The sequence below is a fragment of the Micromonospora sp. NBC_01740 genome, assembly GCF_035920365.1.
Taxonomy (GTDB): Bacteria; Actinomycetota; Actinomycetes; order Mycobacteriales; family Micromonosporaceae; genus Micromonospora; species Micromonospora reichwaldensis.
Genome location: NZ_CP109150.1, coordinates 1,732,179 through 1,751,396 on the forward strand (window position 1 = coordinate 1,732,179; position 19,218 = coordinate 1,751,396).

The 19,218-nt window shown below is 74.2% G+C and carries 17 protein-coding genes; 3 read left to right on the forward strand and 14 right to left on the reverse strand.

The window, feature by feature from the left end:
• Positions 1-65: 65 nt before the first annotated feature.
• Complete coding sequence (locus OG989_RS08335) at positions 66-2,945, forward strand: galactose-binding domain-containing protein (protein ID WP_327030174.1); 2,880 nt, start codon at positions 66-68, stop codon at positions 2,943-2,945.
• A gap of 178 nt (positions 2,946-3,123) precedes the next feature.
• Positions 3,124-6,816 carry a discoidin domain-containing protein gene (locus tag OG989_RS08340; RefSeq protein WP_327030175.1) on the forward strand — a complete coding sequence of 1,231 codons (3,693 nt, stop codon included), beginning with the start codon at positions 3,124-3,126 and terminating at the stop codon, positions 6,814-6,816.
• Between the two features lie 99 nt (positions 6,817-6,915).
• On the opposite strand, the gene OG989_RS08345 is transcribed toward OG989_RS08340, so the two are convergent.
• Both OG989_RS08345 and OG989_RS08350 read right to left on the reverse strand, forming a co-directional pair.
• Complete coding sequence (locus OG989_RS08345) at positions 6,916-7,680, reverse strand: crotonase/enoyl-CoA hydratase family protein (protein ID WP_327030176.1); 765 nt, start codon at positions 7,678-7,680, stop codon at positions 6,916-6,918.
• A 40-nt stretch (positions 7,681-7,720) separates the two neighbouring features.
• Positions 7,721-8,638 carry an EamA family transporter gene (locus OG989_RS08350; RefSeq protein ID WP_327030177.1) on the reverse strand — a complete coding sequence of 306 codons (918 nt, stop codon included), beginning with the start codon at positions 8,636-8,638 and terminating at the stop codon, positions 7,721-7,723.
• 166 nt (positions 8,639-8,804) lie between these two features.
• Between OG989_RS08350 and OG989_RS08355 the strand changes: the two genes are divergently transcribed.
• Positions 8,805-9,656 (forward strand): Rieske 2Fe-2S domain-containing protein, encoded by an 852-nt coding sequence (locus OG989_RS08355; RefSeq protein WP_151457166.1) that lies wholly within the window; start codon positions 8,805-8,807, stop codon positions 9,654-9,656.
• Positions 9,657-9,688: 32 nt separating this feature from the next.
• Here OG989_RS08355 and OG989_RS08360 read toward each other — a convergent pair whose 3' ends face one another.
• The 12 genes from OG989_RS08360 to OG989_RS08415 form a co-directional block, all read right to left on the reverse strand.
• The gene (locus OG989_RS08360; protein WP_327030178.1) at positions 9,689-10,963 is read right to left on the reverse strand and encodes a LysM peptidoglycan-binding domain-containing protein; all 1,275 of its coding nucleotides are present in this window, start codon (positions 10,961-10,963) and stop codon (positions 9,689-9,691) included.
• A 15-nt stretch (positions 10,964-10,978) separates the two neighbouring features.
• Positions 10,979-11,410 (reverse strand): pilus assembly protein TadG-related protein, encoded by a 432-nt coding sequence (locus tag OG989_RS08365; protein ID WP_151456963.1) that lies wholly within the window; start codon positions 11,408-11,410, stop codon positions 10,979-10,981.
• The gene (locus OG989_RS08370; protein WP_151456964.1) at positions 11,407-11,886 is read right to left on the reverse strand and encodes a TadE/TadG family type IV pilus assembly protein; all 480 of its coding nucleotides are present in this window, start codon (positions 11,884-11,886) and stop codon (positions 11,407-11,409) included. The genes OG989_RS08365 and OG989_RS08370 overlap by 4 nt, the downstream gene beginning before the upstream one ends.
• Positions 11,871-12,335, reverse strand: coding sequence for a TadE/TadG family type IV pilus assembly protein (locus OG989_RS08375; protein WP_442791913.1), 465 nt, complete (start codon positions 12,333-12,335; stop codon positions 11,871-11,873). Before OG989_RS08375 ends, OG989_RS08370 begins: the two co-directional genes overlap by 16 nt.
• A gap of 9 nt (positions 12,336-12,344) precedes the next feature.
• A complete protein-coding gene (locus OG989_RS08380; RefSeq protein ID WP_327030179.1) occupies positions 12,345-12,554 on the reverse strand; it encodes a hypothetical protein in 210 nt (69 codons plus the stop codon).
• A 26-nt stretch (positions 12,555-12,580) separates the two neighbouring features.
• A complete protein-coding gene (locus tag OG989_RS08385) occupies positions 12,581-13,462 on the reverse strand; it encodes a type II secretion system F family protein (protein WP_327030180.1) in 882 nt (293 codons plus the stop codon).
• The gene (locus tag OG989_RS08390; RefSeq protein ID WP_327030181.1) at positions 13,459-14,403 is read right to left on the reverse strand and encodes a type II secretion system F family protein; all 945 of its coding nucleotides are present in this window, start codon (positions 14,401-14,403) and stop codon (positions 13,459-13,461) included. Before OG989_RS08390 ends, OG989_RS08385 begins: the two co-directional genes overlap by 4 nt.
• The gene (locus tag OG989_RS08395; RefSeq protein ID WP_151456968.1) at positions 14,364-15,896 is read right to left on the reverse strand and encodes a CpaF family protein; all 1,533 of its coding nucleotides are present in this window, start codon (positions 15,894-15,896) and stop codon (positions 14,364-14,366) included. Before OG989_RS08395 ends, OG989_RS08390 begins: the two co-directional genes overlap by 40 nt.
• Positions 15,886-16,686, reverse strand: coding sequence for a ParA family protein (locus OG989_RS08400; protein ID WP_327030182.1), 801 nt, complete (start codon positions 16,684-16,686; stop codon positions 15,886-15,888). Before OG989_RS08400 ends, OG989_RS08395 begins: the two co-directional genes overlap by 11 nt.
• 2 nt (positions 16,687-16,688) lie before the next feature.
• Positions 16,689-17,348, reverse strand: a complete 660-nt coding sequence (locus OG989_RS08405) for an SAF domain-containing protein (RefSeq protein WP_151456970.1) — start codon at positions 17,346-17,348, stop codon at positions 16,689-16,691.
• Between the two features lie 114 nt (positions 17,349-17,462).
• The gene (locus OG989_RS08410) at positions 17,463-18,446 is read right to left on the reverse strand and encodes a hypothetical protein (protein WP_442791945.1); all 984 of its coding nucleotides are present in this window, start codon (positions 18,444-18,446) and stop codon (positions 17,463-17,465) included.
• Entirely contained in the window at positions 18,443-19,009 is a 567-nt protein-coding gene (locus OG989_RS08415; RefSeq protein ID WP_327030183.1) for a hypothetical protein, read from the reverse strand. Before OG989_RS08415 ends, OG989_RS08410 begins: the two co-directional genes overlap by 4 nt.
• Between the last annotated feature and the right edge of the window lie 209 nt (positions 19,010-19,218).

The following is a 19,218-nucleotide window of genomic DNA, read 5'->3' on the forward strand; positions in this document are numbered from 1 at the left end:
TACGCAGCTCCAGCGCCACGTTGTACCGCACGGGGGGACCACCGACGACAGGGAGAAGTTCGCCGATGCCCGACCACACCACCGCCACCCCGCACGCGCCCCCCGGAACCAGGACCCGGGCGGGTATCGCCGCCCTCGCCGGCCTCGCCCTCACCGCGACCTCGCTCACCGTCATCGCGTTGACCAGCACCGCCACCCCCGCCCAGGCGGCGGGGCTCTCGCCGTTCGACATCCCGGGGCGGGGCGCCACCGTCCCGTTCGTCGAGCAGGAGGCGGAGGAGGTCGCGCACACCGGCACGAGGATCGGCCCGGACCGCCGCTACGGCACGCTGCCGTCCGAGGCGTCCGGCCGGGAGGCGGTCACCCTCGACGCCGTCGGCGAGTACGTCGAGTTCACCCTCACCGCGCCCGCCAACGCGGTGACCTTCCGCTACAGCCTGCCGGACAACGCCGCCGGCACCGGCCGGGACGCCAGCATCGACCTGCGGGCCAACGGCACCCTGGTCAAGGCGGTGCCGGTGACCTCGCGGTACGGCTGGTACTACGGCGGTTACCCGTTCAACAACAACCCGGGCGACACCAACCCGCACCACTTCTACGACGAGACCCGGGCCATGTTCGGGACCACGTACCCGGCCGGCAGCAAGATCCGCCTCCAGGTCTCCTCGACCGCCCAGTCGCCGACCTTCACCATCGACCTGGCCGACTTCGAGCTGGTGGGCGCCCCGATCGCCAAACCGTCCGGCGCGCTCGACGTGGTCACCGACTTCGGCGCCGACCCGACCGGGGCGACCGACTCCACCGCGAAGTTCCAGGCGGCGGTGGACGCCGGCAAGGCCCAGGGCCGGGCCGTCTGGATCCCGACCGGCACGTTCACCCTCTGGGACCACGTCGTCGTCGACGGGGTGACGCTGCGCGGGGCGGGACCGTGGTACTCGGTGCTCGGCGGGCGGCACCCGACCGACCGCAAGCGGGCCGCCGGCATCTACGGCAAGTACGTCCCCGGCGGCGGCTACAGCGGTGAGATCCGGCCGCACGAGGCCGGCGGACCCAGCCGCAACGTCACGCTGCGCGACTTCGCCATCATCGGCGACATCCGGGAGCGGATCGACGACGACCAGGTCAACGCCATCGGCGGGGCGATGTCGAATTCGGTGGTCGACAACGTCTGGATGCAGCACACCAAGGTCGGGGCCTGGATGGACGGCCCGATGGACAACTTCACCATCCGCAACAGCCGGATCCTCGACCAGACCGCCGACGGGGTGAACTTCCACTGGGGCGTCACCAACTCCACGGTGACCAACACGTTCGTACGCAACACGGGTGACGACGCCCTCGCCATGTGGGCGCAGAGCGTGCCGAACGTGAACAACTCCTTCACCCGCAACACGATCGGCGTGACGATCCTCGCCAACCACCTGGTGACCTACGGCGGGCGGGACATCAAGATCACCGACAACGTCACCGCCGACTCGGTCACCAACGGTGGCGGCATCCACGTCGCCAACCGCTACCCGGGCGTGACCGGCCCGACCGCCGTCTCCGGGACGATCACCGTCGCCCGGAACACGCTGATCCGCAACGGCAACTCGGACTACAACTGGCGCTTCGGCGTCGGCGCCATCTGGTTCTCCGCGCTCAACGAGCCCATCCAGGGCGCGGCGGTCAACGTCACCGACACCGACATCCTGGACAGCTCGTACGCGGCGCTGCACTGGATCGAGGGGCAGTCCAGCGGGATCAGCTTCAACAACGTACGGATCGACGGCGCGGGCACGTACGCCCTCCAGGTGCAGGCGCCCAGCCAGGTGTCGTTCACGAACGTGCGGGCCACCGGGATCGCCCAGTCCAACCCGATGCACAACTGCGTCGGCAGCGGCTTCCAGATCACCCAGGGCACCGGCAACTCCGGCTGGTACACGTCGACGCCGTACTGCGGGCCGTGGCCCGAGCCGCAGTGGGGCGGCGGCCCCACCAGCCCGCCCCCGACGACGCCGCCGACCACCGCGCCCCCGACCACCCCGCCGCCCACCACGCCCCCGCCGACCACCCCGCCCCCGACCGGCGGGAACCTGGCGCAGGGGCGGCCCGTGACCGCGACGAGCGCCAACCAGAACTACGTCGCGACGAACACGGTGGACGGCAACGCGGCCAGCTACTGGGAGAGCGCCAACAACGCGTTCCCGCAGTCGCTGACCGTCGACCTGGGCGCGGCGCGCACCGTCGACCGGGTGGTGCTGAAGCTGCCCGCCGGCTGGGAGAGCCGGACCCAGACGCTGTCGGTGCTCGGCTCGACCGACGGCTCCTCGTGGGCCACCCTCGCCGGGTCGGCCGGGCGCACGTTCGACCCGGCCGGCGGCAACACGGTGTCGATCAGCGTGCCGGCCGGCGAGCGCCGGTTCGTCCGGCTGACCGTCACCGGCAACACGGGCTGGCCGGCGGCGCAGCTCTCCGAGTTCGAGGTGTACGGCGGCGGCACCACGCCGCCTCCGACGACCCCGCCGCCGACGACCCCGCCCCCGGCCGGGAACCTGGCGCTCGGTCGACCGGCCGCGGCGACCAGCCACGCCGACGTGTACGTGGCGGCCAACGCGGTCGACGGCAACCCGAACACCTACTGGGAGAGCGCCAACAACGCCTTCCCGCAGTCGCTGACGGTGGACCTGGGCGCCAACCGGACGGTGTCCCGGGTCGTGCTGAAGCTCCCGCCGTCCTCGGCCTGGCAGACCCGCACCCAGACGCTGTCGGTGCTCGGCTCCACCAACGGCTCGTCGTTCACCACCCTGAAGGCGTCCGCAGGCCACACCTTCAACCCGGCCAGCGGCAACACGGTCACCGTGACCTTCGCGGCGACCAGCCAGCGGTACCTGCGGCTGACGTTCACCGGCAACAGCAGCTGGCCCGCCGGCCAGCTCAGCGAGTTCGAGGTCCACTCCAGCTAGCCCGATGGCCCCCGCCCGTCCCGGCGGGGGCCGTCCCGGTCCCGGGCGGCCCGACGCAGCGCCGCCCCGACCTCCACCCCGCACCGTCCCCCACCTGTCGCGGCACGACGGGCGTACCCCTGCGCCCGTCACCGGGCAACGCACCCGCACCCCACCCCCGAAAGAGGTGTAGCGACCCATGTCCAGAAACGGCACCAGACCCGGGACCGCGCCGGCCGGCGCGCCCCGTCCCGTCCCCCGGTCGACCCGCCCGGCCAACCGGCGGCTGCTCGCCGGCGTGCTCGCCGGGCTGCTCCTCACCGCCGTCCCGGCCGTCACCCCGGCCGCCGCCGCGCCACCGGCGGACCCGGCCGCGACCGCCGCCCGCGCCGCCCTGCTCGCCGGGCTCTCCGCGACCATGACCGCCAGCAGCCACAACCAGAACTACGTGGCGAGCAACGCCAACGACGGCAACGCGGCCACCTACTGGGAGAGCGCCAACAACGCGTTCCCGCAGTGGATCCAGGCCGACCTCGGCGCCACCGTCACCGTCGACCGGGTGGTGCTCAAGCTGCCGCCCTCGTCGGACTGGCAGACCCGCACCCAGACGCTGTCGGTGCTCGGCTCCACCAACGGCTCGTCGTTCACCACCCTGAAGGCGTCCGGCGGCCACACCTTCAACCCGGCCACGGGCAACACCGTCACCGTCAGCTTCACCGCGACCAGCACCCGGTACGTGCGGGTGCAGGTCACCGGCAACACCGGCTGGCCGGCCGCCCAACTCTCCGAGGTCGAGGTCTACGGCGCCGCCGGCAACCCCGACACCCAGGCCCCCAGCGTCCCGGGCAACCTCGCGTACACCCAGCCCGCCAGCGGGCAGATCCGGCTCACCTGGTCCGCGTCCACGGACAACGTCGGGGTCACCGGCTACGACGTGTACGCCAACGGCGCGCTGCGCGGCAGCGTCAACGGCTCCACGCTGACGTACACCGACAGCCAGCCGAACAGCGCCACGGTCTCGTACCACGTCCGGGCCAGGGACGCCGCCGGCAACCAGTCGGCGAACAGCAACACCGTGACCCGGACCGGCACCGGCAACCCGCCGGTCGGCACCAACCTGGCGGTCGGCAAGCCGATCACCGCCTCCGGGCACGTGCACACGTTCGTGGCCACCAACGCCAACGACAACAACGTGGCCACCTACTGGGAGGGCAGCGGCAACCCGAGCACGCTGACCGTGCAGCTCGGCGCCAACGCCAGCCTCAGCCAGGTCGTGCTGAAGCTGAACCCCGACTCCGCCTGGGGGGCGCGTACCCAGAACATCACCGTCCTCGGGCGGGACCAGGGCTCCTCGACCTTCACCACCCTGGTCGGCGCGGCGAACTACGCCTTCAGCCCGGCCAGCGGCAACACGGTGACCATCCCGGTCTCCGGCGCGGCGGCCGACGTGCGGCTCTCGATCGCCTCGAACACCGGCGCCCCGGCCGGTCAGATCGCCGAGTTCCAGGTCATCGGCACCCCGGCGCCGAACCCGGACCTGACCGTGACCGGCATGTCGTTCAGCCCGTCCGCGCCCGTGGAGACGAGCACCGTCACGCTCTCGGCCACCGTCCGCAACGCCGGCTCGGCGGCCTCCGGCGCCACCAACGTCAACTTCTACCTCGGCACCAACCGGGTGGGCACCGCGCCGGTCGGCGGCCTGGCGGCCGGCGCCTCGGCCACGGTCACCGCCAACATCGGCAACCGGGACGCGGGCAGCTATCCGCTGAGCGCGAAGGTCGACGAGTCGAACACCGTCGTCGAGCAGGACGACACCAACAACAGCTACACCAACCCGAGTCCGCTGGTGGTCAGCCCGGTCGCCAGCTCCGACCTGGTCGCCGCCGCGGTCGCCTGGTCGCCGGGCACCCCGGCGGCCGGCAACACGGTCACCTTCTCGGTGTCGATCCGCAACGCCGGCAGCGTGGCCTCCGCGTCGGGCGCGCACGGCATCACGCTCACCGTGCTCAACGAGGCGGGCACGGTCGTGCGTACGCTGACCGGCTCGTACTCCGGGGTGATCAACGCCGGGGCCACCGTCGGCCCGGTCAACCTGGGCACCTGGACGGCCGCGAACGGCAAGTACACCGTCCGGGTGGTGCTCGCGGCCGACGGCAACGAGCTGCCGGTCAAGCAGGGCAACAACACCAGCGACCGGGCGCTCTTCGTGGGGCGCGGCGCCAACATGCCGTACGACATGTACGAGGCCGAGGACGGCGTGGTCGGCGGCGGCGCCAGCGTCGTCGGGCCGAACCGGACCGTCGGCGACCTCGCCGGTGAGGCGTCCGGCCGGCGGGCGGTGACCCTCAACTCGACCGGCAGCTACGTCGAGTGGACCACCCGGGCCAGCACCAACACCCTGGTCACCCGCTTCTCCATCCCGGACGCCCCGGGCGGCGGCGGGATCAACTCGACGCTGAACGTCTACGTCAACGGCGCGTTCCACAAGGCCATCGACCTGACGTCCCGGTACGCCTGGCTCTACGGCAACGAGGCCAGCCCGGGCAACTCGCCGAGCGCGGGCGGACCGCGGCACATCTACGACGAGGCCAACGTCATGCTCAACTCGACCGTGCCGGCGGGCAGCCGGATCCGTCTCCAGAAGGACCCGGCCAACACCACCACGTACGCGATCGACTTCATCAACACCGAGCAGGTGGCGCCGATCGCGAACCCGGACCCGGCGCGCTACGCCACGCCGACCGGCTTCACCCACTCCGACGTGCAGAACGCCCTGGACCGGGTGCGGATGGACACCACCGGCAACCTCGTCGGGGTGTACCTGCCCGCCGGCAACTACTCCACCGCGTCGAAGTTCCAGGTGTACGGCAAGGCGGTCAAGGTGACCGGCGCCGGCCCCTGGTACACCCGGTTCAACGCGCCCTCCGGCCAGGACAACACCGACATCGGCTTCCGGGCCGAGAACTCGGCGGCCGGATCGTCGTTCGCGAACTTCGCCTACTTCGGCAACTACACCTCGCGGATCGACGGGCCGGGCAAGGTGTTCGACTTCTCCAACGTGTCGAACATCGTGATCGACAACATCTGGAACGAGCACATGGTGTGCCTCTACTGGGGCGCGAACACCGACCACATGACGATCAAGAACTCCCGGATCCGGAACATGTTCGCCGACGGCATCAACATGACCAACGGGAGCACCAACAACCTGGTCAGCAACAACGACGCCCGGGCCACCGGCGACGACAGCTTCGCGCTGTTCTCGGCGATCGACGCGGGCGGCGCCGACATGAAGGACAACGTCTACGAGAACCTGACCTCGACGCTGACCTGGCGGGCCGCCGGTGTCGCCGTCTACGGCGGCTACGGCAACACGTTCCGCAACATCTACATCGCGGACACGCTCGTCTACTCCGGCATCACCATCAGCTCGCTCGACTTCGGCTACCCGATGAACGGCTTCGGGGCGAGCCCGCCCACCCGGTTCGAGAACATCTCGATCGTCCGGGCCGGTGGGCACTTCTGGGGCGCGCAGACCTTCCCGGCGATCTGGGTCTTCTCCGCCTCGAAGGTGTTCCAGGGCATCCGGGTCAGCGACGTCGACATCGTCGATCCGACCTACAGCGGCATCATGTTCCAGACCAACTACGTCGGCGGGCAGCCGCAGTTCCCGGTCACCGACACGGTCTTCACCAACGTCTCCATCAGCGGAGCCCGCAAGAGCGGTGACGCGTACGACGCGAAGTCCGGCTTCGGCATCTGGGCCAACCCGATGCCGGAGACGGGGCAGGGCCCGGCCGTCGGGTCGGTCACCTTCAACAACCTGCGGCTGAGCAACAACGCGGTGGACATCCAGAACACCACCACGACGTTCACCATCAACCGCAACTGACCCACCCCGGTCGCCCGGGCGGCGGCCGGTCCACCGGGCGGTGCGGCCACTCGACACCGAGTGGCGGCACCGCCCGGCCCGTCGAGATGTCCCGCCCGGTCAGTCGGCCGGGTCGCCGTGCCGACCGGCGCCGGCGGCGAACCGGGCCGCCCCGGCCGCCGCGTCGGCGGCCAGCGAGGCCATCCCGTACGCCAGTTCGCCCGCCATGGCCTCCGGCTCGGGCCGGCCGGCGCCGGCGAGCAGCGCCGCCCGGTCGTTGCGCAGGCAGGTCTGCGGGTGCCGGGCGATCTCGGCGGCCAGCCGCTCGGCCGCCGCCCGGGACTCACCCGGCGCGACCAGCCGGTTGACCAGGCCCATGGCGTACGCCTCCTCGGCCGGCACCGGCCGCCCCGTGAGGATCAGGTCCATCGCCCGGCTCTCGCCGATCAGCCGGGGCAGCCGGACCGTGCCCCCGTCGATCAGCGGCACCCCCCAGCGGCGGCAGAAAACCCCGAGCACCGCGTCGGCTTCGGCGACCCGCAGGTCGCACCAGAGCGCCAGCTCCAGCCCGCCGGCCACCGCGTGACCGGAGATCGCGGCGATCACCGGCTTGCTGAGCGTCATCCGGGTCGGACCCATCGGGCCGTCCCCCTGCGCCTCGACCCGGTTGCCGCTCGGGGTGGCGATGGCCTTCAGGTCGGCCCCGGCGCAGAACGTGCCGCCGGCACCCCAGAGCACGGCCACCGCCGCGTCGGGGTCGGCCTCGAAGGCGCGGAACGCGTCGGCCAGCGCCCGTGCCATCGGCCCGTCGACCGCGTTGCGGGCCGCCGGGCGGTCCAGGATCACCGTGGTCACCGCCGCGGCGCGTTCGACGCGTACGCCCATGCCGACAGCATGCCCCCGGCGGTGCCGGCGGCGCCAGGCGTCAGGGCGCGGCGGGCCGCTCCCGGCGGACCAGGGTGGCGCCCAGCGCGGCGCCGACCACGCAGGCCACCCCCGCCGCCTGCGGCCAGGCCAGCAGCTCGCCGAGCAGAACCAGCCCGACCAGCGCCCCGATCGCCGGCTCCAGGCTGAGCAGGACCGCGAAGACCCGGGCCGGCATCCGGCGCAGCGCCGCCATCTCCGCCGAGTACGGCAGCACCGACGACAGCAGCGCCACCGCCGCGCCCAGCGCGAGGGTCCACGGGTCGAGCAGCGCCGCACCGCTGCCGGCGACCCCGAACGGCAGCACGGCCAGCGCGGCGACGGCCATCCCCAGCGCGAGGCCCCGGCTGCCCGGCACCCGGGCGCTGACCGCCTTGCCGAGCAGCACGTAGCCGGCCCAGCCGACCGCGACGGCCACGCAGCACAGCAGCCCCAGCCGGTCCATCCCCGTCCCGCCGAGCCCGCTGATCAGCAGCACGCCGCCGCCGGCCAGCGCCGCCCACGCCACGTCGGCGAGCCGGCGGCTGCCGGCGAGCGACACCAGCAGCGGCCCGGCGAAGCCGATGGTGACCGCGACGCCCAGCGGCACCCGGTGCAGGGCCGCGTAGAAGGCGAGGTTCATGACCGCCAGGGCCAGCCCGAACGCCCCGACCAGACCGGCGGTACGCCAGCCCAGGCGCAGCCCCGGCCGGACCAGGACCAGCAGGATGAGCGCGGCGAAGCCGAGCCGCAGCGTGGTGGTGCCGCCGGCGCTGGCGCTGCCGAAGAGCTGCTTGGCGACGGCCGCCCCGACCTGGGTGGAGAGCATGCCCAGCAGCATCAGCAGCGGGGGCGGCACGGCCCGGGGCTGCCCCAGCGCGACGCTCAGTCGGCTCGCCGGTCGACCGGCCGGCAGCGGGCGGGAGGAGAGTGCGTACACCCGGACCACAGTGGTCGTGGACGGTGCGGCCCGCGACCGGATTTCCACGCCCGCCGACCTCGGTGGGGACGTCCCGTTACGGGCCGGTGGGGGCGCGACCACGTACCGCTGCGGATCCGTCACCGCCGACCGGTTTGCGGGGGCTCCTGCCGGGAAGTCGGTACGGGTGCGAGCACTCTTGACGAAGATCGAGCAGGCATCCGGTCTGGACCGGGTCGGCGACCGGTTGCAGCGTGCCGTCCAGGCCACCCTCCGACCGCAGCGGGTCCGCGACCTGCTGCACGGCGTCTGGCTGGGCCATCCGCTGCACCCGGCGATGGTGCAGGTGCCGGTGGGCGCGTGGATCAGCACGGCGGTGCTGGACCTGATGCCGGGGCAGCGCCGGGCCGCCGCCACGCTGTGCGCGGTGGGCACCGTCAGTGCCCTCCCGGCTGCGGTCACCGGCCTCAACGACTGGGCGGCACTGGCTCGTGACCAGCGCCGGATCGGCCTGGTGCACGCCGCGTCCAACAGCGTCGGCCTGGCGTTCTACGCCGGCTCGGTGGCCGCCCGGATGACCGGTCGGCACAACCTCGGCCGTACGCTCGGCTTCCTCGGGCTCGGCGCCGCCAGCATGGGGGCCTACCTCGGCGGGCACCTGGCGTACAAGCAGGGCGCGCAGGTCAACCAGAGCATCTCCGAGCTGCACCGGATGAGCGACGGCTGGCACTCGATCGCGGACATGGCTGCCCTGCCGGAGCGCACGCTGATCACCCGGGACGTCGACGACGTCTCGGTGATCCTCTACCGGCACGGCGACGAGGTCACCGTGATGCTGGAGCGCTGCCCGCACCAGAGCGGCCCGCTGGGCGAGGGCGAGGTGCGCGAGATCGACGGGCACGACTGCGTGGTCTGCCCGTGGCACGGCAGCGCGTTCCGCCTCAACGGCGGCGAGGTCGTGCACGGCCCCTCCGGCAACGACCAGCAGATCCTGCCGACCCGCGTCGTCGACGGCGTCCTGGAGACCCGTCTGCCCTGACCGGCGCCCGGCGGCCTCTCGGCCCCCGGGAGTCAGGGGCGGCGGTGGCGGCCGATCGCCGTGTCGTGGGACGAATCCGCACGGGTCCGGCCGTGGCCGGTCGGAACGCTGTCGTGGGTACCGGTCCCCGTGCCCCGGTCGACTCCGATCGCGCTGCCGCGTGGGGTGGTGCGGATGTCCCGGTGACCCGTGCCGCGCCTGGCCGTGGTGGTGCCGCGCGCGGTGCTGCCCCGACGGGCGGCGGCCGTGGTCCGGGCCGCGCCGGCCGGTACGTGGGCCGGGCGGCGGCGCAGGCCCAGGACCGCGCCGATCTGCGCGCCGACGATGCTCGCCACCGCCAGGACGGCGGAGACCGCGAGGGGCCGGTTCACCCGGTCGGGCTCGCCGGCGCGGGCGGCGCCCACCGTCACCGTCGGGGCCTGACCGGCGTCCCTCTCCGCCGGGGGCGGCACCGGGGCCTCGGCAGCCGGCGGGGGCGGCGTGGCCCGCTCGGGAGCGACCTTCCCAGGTGCCGGCTGCGGGGCCGGCCGGGCGGGCGCGGGTGGGGTCGGGCGGGCGACGAGGCGGCCGGTCGCGTGCCGGCGGGCACCCCGGTCCTCTGCGTCCCCGGGCAGCCTCAACAGCTGACCCGGGTGGATCCGGTCGGGGTCGCCGAGCCGGTTCAGCTCGGCCAACTCCCGGTAGTCGGCGAATTCGTCCAGGTAGCGCTGGGCGACCGCGCCCAGGTGGTCGCCCCGGGCCACCCGGTAGACCGCCACACCGTCGTCCGAGGCGGATGAGGTCACGGGAGCGGACGAGGCGACCGGGGTGGACCAGGTGTGCGCGGCCGGACCCGGCCAGGCGGCCTCCGCAACCGTCCGCGCGGCTGCGGGCGGTGCCGCCGGCAGGGCGTACGGGCCGGCGACCGCCGCCGCCGCACTCGCCGCCGGGCTGGCCGCGAGGACCAGCGCGACCGAACCGACCAGCGCGGCGGCGGCCCGTTGCTGGCGACTCATCCCCGGCAGTCGGGGCGCCGGCCGGCGCAGCGCCTGCGCGCAGAGTTCGACCAGGACGGAGAAGGCGAACGTGGCCCAGCCGAACCAGCCGGCCAGCGCCAGCGCCCGCAGGAAGAGCCGCCCGTCGTCCCGGCTGGTCAGCGTCGAACCGATCTCCGCGACGCTGGGCAGGTGGTCGGGCAGCGGGTTGCCGGCGAGGGCGAGCAGCGCCACCGGCGCGCCGACCAGCACCGCGCAGAGCACGACGAGCGCGCCGAACCCGGTCAGGATGCGTCCGGTCCGCCGTACGACGGAACGCCCCGATGCGGCCATGGCTGCCTTCCCTTCCTACGGTGCCCCGGTGAGCGGCCGCGCGGTCGCCTCACCGGAGACGGTGACGGTCTCGTCGAAGCCGAGCAGGCCGAGCATGGATCTGCGGTGCGTGACGGTGACGCGTACCCGGACCCGGGTCTCCCCGTCGACGACCGGGAAGCTGACGGTGTGGCCGGCGGCGCCGGCGGCGGCGAGGTAACCGGCGACGGCCCGGCGGGCCTGGGGGCGGTCGATCCGGGTCGGCCCGCCCTCGATGGCGGTGGCCCGGTCGATGGCCTGGCCGCCGGCGCGGGCGGCCTCGGCCGCGAGGTTGTCGGCCCGCTGCAACGTGCGCAGCTGACCCGCGCCGTCGAAGGCCAGGCCGATGACGGAGAGGACGCCGACCATCGCCACCGCGAGGAAGATGCTGACCCGGCCCTGGTCGTGCCGACCGGCCACGGCGGTCATCCCCGGCTCCGGTAGCGGTCCAGCGGCGACGTGAAGTTCGCCGACACGCGCTTGCCGGCGGGCATCCCCGGCAGGACGGACAGGTGCAGGTCCCCGTAGGAGACGGTGCAGGCGACCCGGACGGTGACCGAGGCGTCCTGCCCGGCCGGGCTGCGGAACGCCGCGTCGAAGCTGGTGGGGGCGCCGCGTACCGCGCCGCTGAACGTCACCTCGGGAGTGCCGGCGCAGTTCAGGCCGCGCCAGTCGAGCTGCCGGCGGGCCGCGTCCCGGGCCTCGGCGCGGGCGGTGCGGGCGTCCCGGGAGATCGAGGCGGCGCGGGCGGCGTCGTGGGCGGCGGCGTCGATCGCCTCGGCCGCCACGGCGGTACGCCCGGCGACGCCGGCCAGCACGATCAGGGCGATGAACGCCGGGGCGAGCACCGCCACCTCGATCGAGACCGAGCCCCGCTCGGCGGTACGGCTCACGGCGCGGTCCACCGTTCCACGGTCCCGTGCGCGGACTGGTGCACCGGGAAGGTGACCCCGGGTACGACCGACAGGGACCGCCCGCGCACCGTGCAGGTCACCTCGGTCGCGGTGGTCTCGCAGCTCGGTGCGGGATCCTTCCAGCCGACCAGCCAGCCGCCCGAGGCTTTCAGGAACCGGACGGCCCGCGCCTCACCGGCCCCGGGCGGCGCCTGGTGCAGCCGCTGCGCGTTGACCGCGCTCTGCGCGGCGTTGAGCGCGGTGGAGCGGGCGACGAACCAGGCCGCTGCCTGGATCGAGGCGAAGAGCAGTAGCAGGATCACCGGCATCACCACCGCCAGCTCGACCGGGTTGGCCCCCCGGTCGACCCCGCCGGCCACGAGCCGCCGGGCGGCAGCCAGGGCGGTACGCCGGGCGACGGTGGCCGCCCGGCGTACCGGGGTGGGGTCTGCTCGGCGCACGGCCCGGCGCTACTTCGGGTTCGGGTCCTGGTGGGTCGGGATGTTGTCCATCCAGTCGTTGGCGGCGCCGAGGGCGGCGGCGGTGACCGCCATCGCGACGGCGACCAGACCGAAGATGATCACTGCGGTCGGTACGGGGCTGTCGCCCCGCTCCCCGTCCTCGCGCAGCTCGGCCAGGCGTGTCGACACGACGACGTGCAGTCGGGTGATGACGGACATGACGTGCTCCTTCTCTCGGGGGCGGATCACAGGCGGGCGATGAACGGATAGACGGCGAAGCCGAGCAGGACGAAGACGAGCAGCGCCCCGGGGATGTCGAGCCGGCTGGTCACCCCCTCGGCCCGGGCCAGGTTGTCGGTGCGGATCTGGTCGCGCAGCGAGTCGGCGCGGCTGCGCAGGGTCTCGTGCACCTGCGCGCCCTCGCTGCCGGAGGAGCGCATGATCGCCCCGACGTCGCCCAGTTCCGGGATGCCGATGCGCTCGGCGAGGTCGCGAAGCTCGTCCCACGGCGAGTGCATCTGCATCTGCGCGATCCGCAGCGACTCGGAGATGCGGTCGAAGACCCAGCCGTCGCAGACCGCCGCCGCCCGCTCCAGCGACTGCACCGGCCCGTGCGCGGCGGAGAGCTGGAGGGCGACCAGGTCGAGGTAGGTGCAGACCGCCTGGCGGAACTCGTCGCGCGCCTTGTCCGCCCGGTCCAACACCGACCGGTGCGCGATCAGGGCGCAGAGCAGCGCCAACCCGAGGCTGCCGAGGACGGGTACGACCACCGGCAGCCGGATGCCGACGGCGAACAGGGTGACGCCGAGCAGCGTCGGCGCGGCGAGCCCGATCAGCGCGGAGAGCAGCATCGACAGGGCGTACTGCTCGGGCGTCCGGTCGATCAGGGCGAGCTGCCGGTGCGGTGGCCGCAGCCAGCGGGACAGCCCGGTGAGCCACTCCAGCCGCCGGTCGGCGGGCGTGGCGAGCTGCCCGGCGCCGGCCGGTTGGTGCAGCCGGCGCAGCGCGGGCCCGAGCGCGGGCGTGGCCGGCACCAGCTCGCGGACCACCAGGAAGGCGCCCAGCCCGACCGCCGCCCCGCCGCACACGGCGACGGCGAGCTGCCAGTTGAGGACGACCGTACTCATGGGGCCACCTCCTCCGGGTCCGGGGCGGGCAGGAAGCGGGCCGGCCGGCGGGGCTGGCTCATCGACCGCACCCAGGCCAGCAGGCCGACGAAGGCCGCGCCGAGCGTCGCCATCACGAGCTGCCCGAAGGGCGTGCCGTACGGGCTCACGTACTCGGTGTTGAGCAGCCCGTACGCGACCGTGGCCAGGGTCATCCCGGTGAGGAAACGGACCGCGAACCGGGGCTGGGTGCGCTTCGCCTCGATCTCCCGGCGGGTGGCCACCTCGGCCGCCGCCGCCCCGGCGATCGAGCCGAGCACATCGCCGAGGCGTTCGCCCCGGTCGGTCACGTGCAGGATCAGCGCCGCCACCACCTGGTCGCAGACCGGATCGCCGATCTCGTCGGCGAAGGCGAGCAGCGCGGAGCGGGCCAACCAACCGGCCTGGAGGCGGGCGGCGAGCAGCCGTACCTCCTCCTGGATCTCCTCGGGCGCGGTGGCGACCGTGCCGATGATCGTCTGCTGGAGTCCCTGGCCGGTGGCGGAGACGTCCTTGAGCCGGCGGGTCCACTCGCCGACCGCCTCGATGCGGGCGATGGCCCGCTGCTCGGCCTTGCCGACGGAGAACAGCCACGGGGTGCCCGGGACGGCCACCGCGACCAGCAGACCGACCACCGGTAGGCCGGTGACCAGGAAGGCCAGCGCACCCGCGACCAGGGCGGCGACCAGCAGCGCCTGGTGGGCCCGCTGTTCGCGCGGGGTGGCGCCCGGGCCCTTCCAGAGCCGGTCGAGCCCACGGCCCGCGCCCGGGCCACCGGGCGGCCGGCGGGTGCCGACCAGCGCGACGACCGCCAGCAGCAGCCCGGCCACGCAGGCGGCACCGGAGGCCACCGCGACGAGTTCGACGTTGTCCAGCACCGAGGTCACCGCCGCCCGAGCCGGGTCTGCCGGGGCCGCCGCCACGCGCCCGTGCCGGCCTCGATCCAGCGGCTGAGCAGCCGGGCGTCGTAGCCGACCCGGAGGAGCTGGGCGCGCACCCGCTCGGGCAGGTGCCGGGGTACGGCCCGCCCGTCCGGCCCGGGCCCGAACACCTGGGTGGTGGTGATCCGGTTGCCGTCGCCGACGCCGATGACCTCCTCGACGTGCGAGACGAAGCGGTGCTTGCGCCCGCCGATCGCGGTCTCGTCCTCGACGGTGACGTAGACGATCAGGTCGAGCGCGTTGCCGGCCATCCGGCGGGCCTGGTCGACGGTCATCTCGCGGCCGTGCGCGAGCGCCAGCTCGATGATCCGCTCGCTGACCCCGGCGGGCGTACGGGCGTGGATGGTGCACATCGAGCCGCGGCTGGTCGTCATGGCCTGGAGCATCGGGACGATCTCCCGGGACCGGACCTCGCCGACGATGATCCGCAGCACGCCCATCCGCAGGGAGACCGGGATCAGGTCGGCGATGCTCACCTCGCCGGCCGGGCGGCCGTCCGCCCCGCGTTCGCCGTGCCCCTCCCGGGCCTCGAAGCTCATCACCGCCCGGTGCTTGAGGCGGCGGCGGGCCGGCAGCAGCTCGCGGCTCTCCTCCAGCAGCACGTACGGCTCGTCGGCCGGGATCTCGTCCATCAGCGCCCGGATGACTGTGGTCTTCCCGGCGCCCGCGAGGCCGGCCACCATGATGTTCAGCCCGGCGCGCATGGACGCGCGGAGGAAGTCGCGCACCAGCGGGTCGATCATCTCGTCCAGGTCGCCCCTGGCCCCGGCGAGGTCGTCGAGGCTCACGTCGAGGGTGTTGTGCTTGCGGATCACCGCGTACGGGCGGTGGCTGACCAGGAACACCGCAGCGAGCCGGCTGCCGTCGGGCAGTTGCAGGTCGAGGGTGGGCTTGGACGTCGACAGCGAGCGTTCGGTGGCCCCGGCCCGGCGGGCCGCCGCCTGGAGGATCTCCACCAGCTCGTCGTCGCTGTCGGCGATCGGCTCCACCCAGTCGACCCCGCCGCCGTGGCGGGTGACGCGCACCTGGTCGCAGCCGAGGATGTGCACCTCCTCGATGGTGTCGTCGACCAGCAGCGTCTGGAGGCGGCCGAGCCCGGCCAGTTCGGCGGTCACCTGGTCGAGCAGGAGCCGCTCCTCGCCGGCCGCCATCGGAGTGCCGGCCCGGCGCACCGCGTCCGCGTACTCGGCGACCACCGTCACCGCGAGCCGGGCGCGCTCGGTGTCCTCCTCGTCGACGGTGAACTCCCGGCCGCGCTGCCACAGGGCCAGCCGCTCGCTGAGTTCCCGGCGCAGCTCGCGGACCACCTGGAAGTCGACCCGGGGCCGGGGCGGCGGCTCGGGCCGCGGCGCGGTGACCGGCACCGGCAACGGGAGGGGATGGTGCCGTCCGTTGGGCGGGGCCAGCGGCGGCGCCGTGGAGGTGGCGCCGGGCGGCTGCCGACGCGGATCGCCGGAGACCGGTTCAAACCGCATCCGGCACCCCCTGCGGCACGGGCCAGGTCAGCCGGGCGCGCCGGCGTTCCAGCAGCGCCCCGACCGGCACCTCCAGGGCCCCGGCCGCGCGCATCAGGGGCCGACCGGCCCGCACGGTGCCGCCCAGGCCGAGCACCTCGGCCGTACGCGGATCGTGCGGCATCCGGGCGATCACCGGCAGCCGCAGCGCCTTGCTGACCTCGCCGCTGCCGTGGCCGTCGCCGACCAGCAGCAGCCGCAGGGTGCCCGGCGGCACCCGGTGCTCGGCGAAGTCCCGCTCGATCGTCCTGGCCATGGCCCGGGTGCCGGAGAGGTCGGGGAGCCGGGCGCCGCTGACCAGCAGCACCACCGAGGCGGCGCGCAGGATCGGCCACGGTGGACCGACGACGTGCAGCCGCCCGCAGTCCACCACCACGTCGTACGGCGGGTCGCCGCCCTCCAGGCTGCCGAAGAAGTCGGCGAAGCGCTGCCAGAGCGGGATGACGCTGCCGGCCTGGGCGGGATCGACGACGCCGGGCAGCAGCAGCCGCTCCCGCTTCGGCGCGTCCAGGTCGACCAGTTGCGACCAGAACGCCGACTCCAGGTTGCCGTCGCGCAACTCGCCGACCGCCAGTTCGCCGATGCCCCGGGGGCCGTCGAGCGCGCCGCCCAGGTAGCCGGCGAGGATCGACCCGCCGGCCGGGTCGCACTCGGCGAGCACCAGCCGCCGGTGCCAGGTCAGGGCGCACGCGAGGGCGGCGGTGGTGACGCCCGGGGAGCCCTTCGCCGACACCAGCGCGATGATCGCCATGGTCAGGCCGCCTCGGTCAGTACGAGAGCGATCCGCTCCTGGCTGGACAGCGCGACGACGGCCGGCACGTCCCGGACGGCGAGCGCCAGGTAGACCACCACCTCGTCGTCGTCGTCCGAGGTGACGGCGTCGATGACCGTCGCCTCGAATCGGGTGGCGGCGCCCGCAGGGCGGTCGTCGTCCCCGTCCGGCGTGCTCACCAGCAGGATCTTGTCGCCAGGGTGGAGTCTGCGGGCGGGCACCTCGGCGGGGCTCAGGCCCAGCGCGAGCTGCTGCTGGCCGGGCCCGAGCAGCGGGTCGTCGGTGAGCTGCGCCATGGTCAGCAGCGTGCCGGGGGTCAGCGCCACGGCGGCCCGCTTGCCGACCACCTCGTCGAGCCGCCCGGCGGGCACCGGCGACAGCCCTTGGCCGCCGGCCACCTGCACCGGGACCAGGTCGTCGGCGCTGACCTGCCGGCCGACCTCGACCGGCCGGGCCACCGCCAGGTAGCTGCCGGTGGCGCGTACGGAGGTGACCGCGAACGCCGCCCCCAGGCCGCCGAGGGCGATCAGCAGCACGGCCAGGCCGAGCAGCCCGGGCCGCATCCGCCGCTGCCGCACCACCCGGGGCGGGGCGACCGGCGCGTCCACCGGCCCGGTTCCGTTCCGGGTCGCCACACTCACCGGACCATCTCCGTTCGCGACTGCGGGGCTCGCAAGATCGGCTCACTCCTCGCGCTCACCGGACCATCTCCGTTCGCGACTGCGGGGCTCGCAAGATCGGCTCACTCCTCGCGCTCATTGGGCCACCACCTGTAGTTCGTTGATTCGGACCGGGACCGTTCCCGTGGTCCGGTTGACCGGGATGACGCCGCTCTGGCCGCCGCCCTGCCAGGTCACCGTCCAGTAGGTCGTGGCCCGCACCCGGTAGTCGCCGGCCTTCGGGTAGCCCTGGTAGCCGCAGTCGGGGGAGGGGCGGCCGGCGAGCGGGCCGTCGGCCCGGTACGGCGTACCGGCGCCGGAGCAGGTGACCTTGCGGCCGTTGCCCATGTTCCAGACGATCCGGTCGAACTTCGCCGTGATCCGTACGGTCAGGCCCCGCTCGCTCTCCGAGGCCCGCTGGGTCGGCCCGAAGTACTTCCGGTCGTCGTTGCGGCCCCACATCCAGACCGGCAGCCCGACCAGGCCGGGGCCGTTGCTGCGGCGGGGGGCGACCGCGATCCGGGGCGCCGCGATGGTGATCTTGGCCAGCGCCCGCCGGGCGAGTTCCTCCGGGTCGGGCGGCGCGCCGAAGCCGGGCGGTGGGGCGTCGCGCAGGACCGTGGTCTGGGAGCCGAGGTGGCCGCCGTTGCAGGTGCGCACGTACCACTGCTGGCCCTCCGGGGCCTCGGGCTGCGGTTCGGCGAGCTTGTAGTAGCAGCCGTCGCCGTTGTTGAACCAGCCGAGCACGCTGTCGTAGCACTTGACGGTGCGGCCGTTCCACTGGCACTTGGCGGCGCCGCCCCCGCCGCCCGAGTCGCCGCCCCCGCCGTCGTCCCCGCCGCCGCCGGGGTCGCCCGGGGTGCCGGGATCGTCGTCCCAGACGCTGCAGTCGCTCTGCCCCGGCGGGCACTCCGCGCCGGGGTCCGCGCGTCCTGCGGCGATCGCGGGCACGGCCGCCCCGAGCGTCAGCAGCAGGGCCAGGGCGGCGCCCGCGAGCGACCGGCGGGCCGTTCCATCCCGGCCGCCACCGTCGGCGGTACGGGCGTGGGCCGCCCCGGCGTCCCGTCCCGCCCGCGTCAGCACGGCTGGTCCTCGTGGGCGGCGCCGGCGCTGATCAGCCAGCGGCCGTCCGGGTAGCGGGTGGCGGTGGCGGTGGCCAGGTGCCGCGTCCCGCCGGTGCCGGGCACGACCCGCTTGTCCCTGGCGTAGACCAGCCGGTAGCCGGTGGCGTCCAGGCAGTCCTGGATCTCCACGGCGGGTGGGCTCGAATCCAGGCTCACCGAGGTCACGGTCGGGTCGGAGACCAACGTGCCGGTACGCATCGCGCCGTGCTCCTTCGCCTTGCGGATGGTCAGCCGGACCCGGGTCAGCAGTGGGTCGGCGAGGAACCGGGACAGCTCCGGATGGTGGGGGTCGCCGCGCCCGCTCGCCTTGCGGGATGCGGCGAGATATCCGGCGTACGCGGCCAGCGCCGCCTTCCTCGCCGCCTGCTCGTCGGCGGCCCGGTGGGTGGGGGCGGGGGCGTCCCCGGGGGTCGCCGCCCGGGGGGTCGGTCCGGGCTCGGCGCCGCAGGCCGGCGCCGCGCCGAGCGTCGCGATGGCGAGCAGGCAGGTTGCCCATCGGCTGAACCGCCGTCCGCGCACGTCGTGCCTCCTCGGTGGCGACCCGGGGCCGGTTTCGGCGGCCTCCGGGCATGCGGCGGCGTGACCGGACGGGGTCGTCCGGACCTGTCGGAAAGCGCCGACGCATTTGCCGTTACGGATCTCTACAAAAGCGTTGTCCCGCGTCGTCCCTGTCTTTTCGCTGTGGGTTGCACCACACCCAAGGGGCGAGCATAGGCTGACGCTCGCCG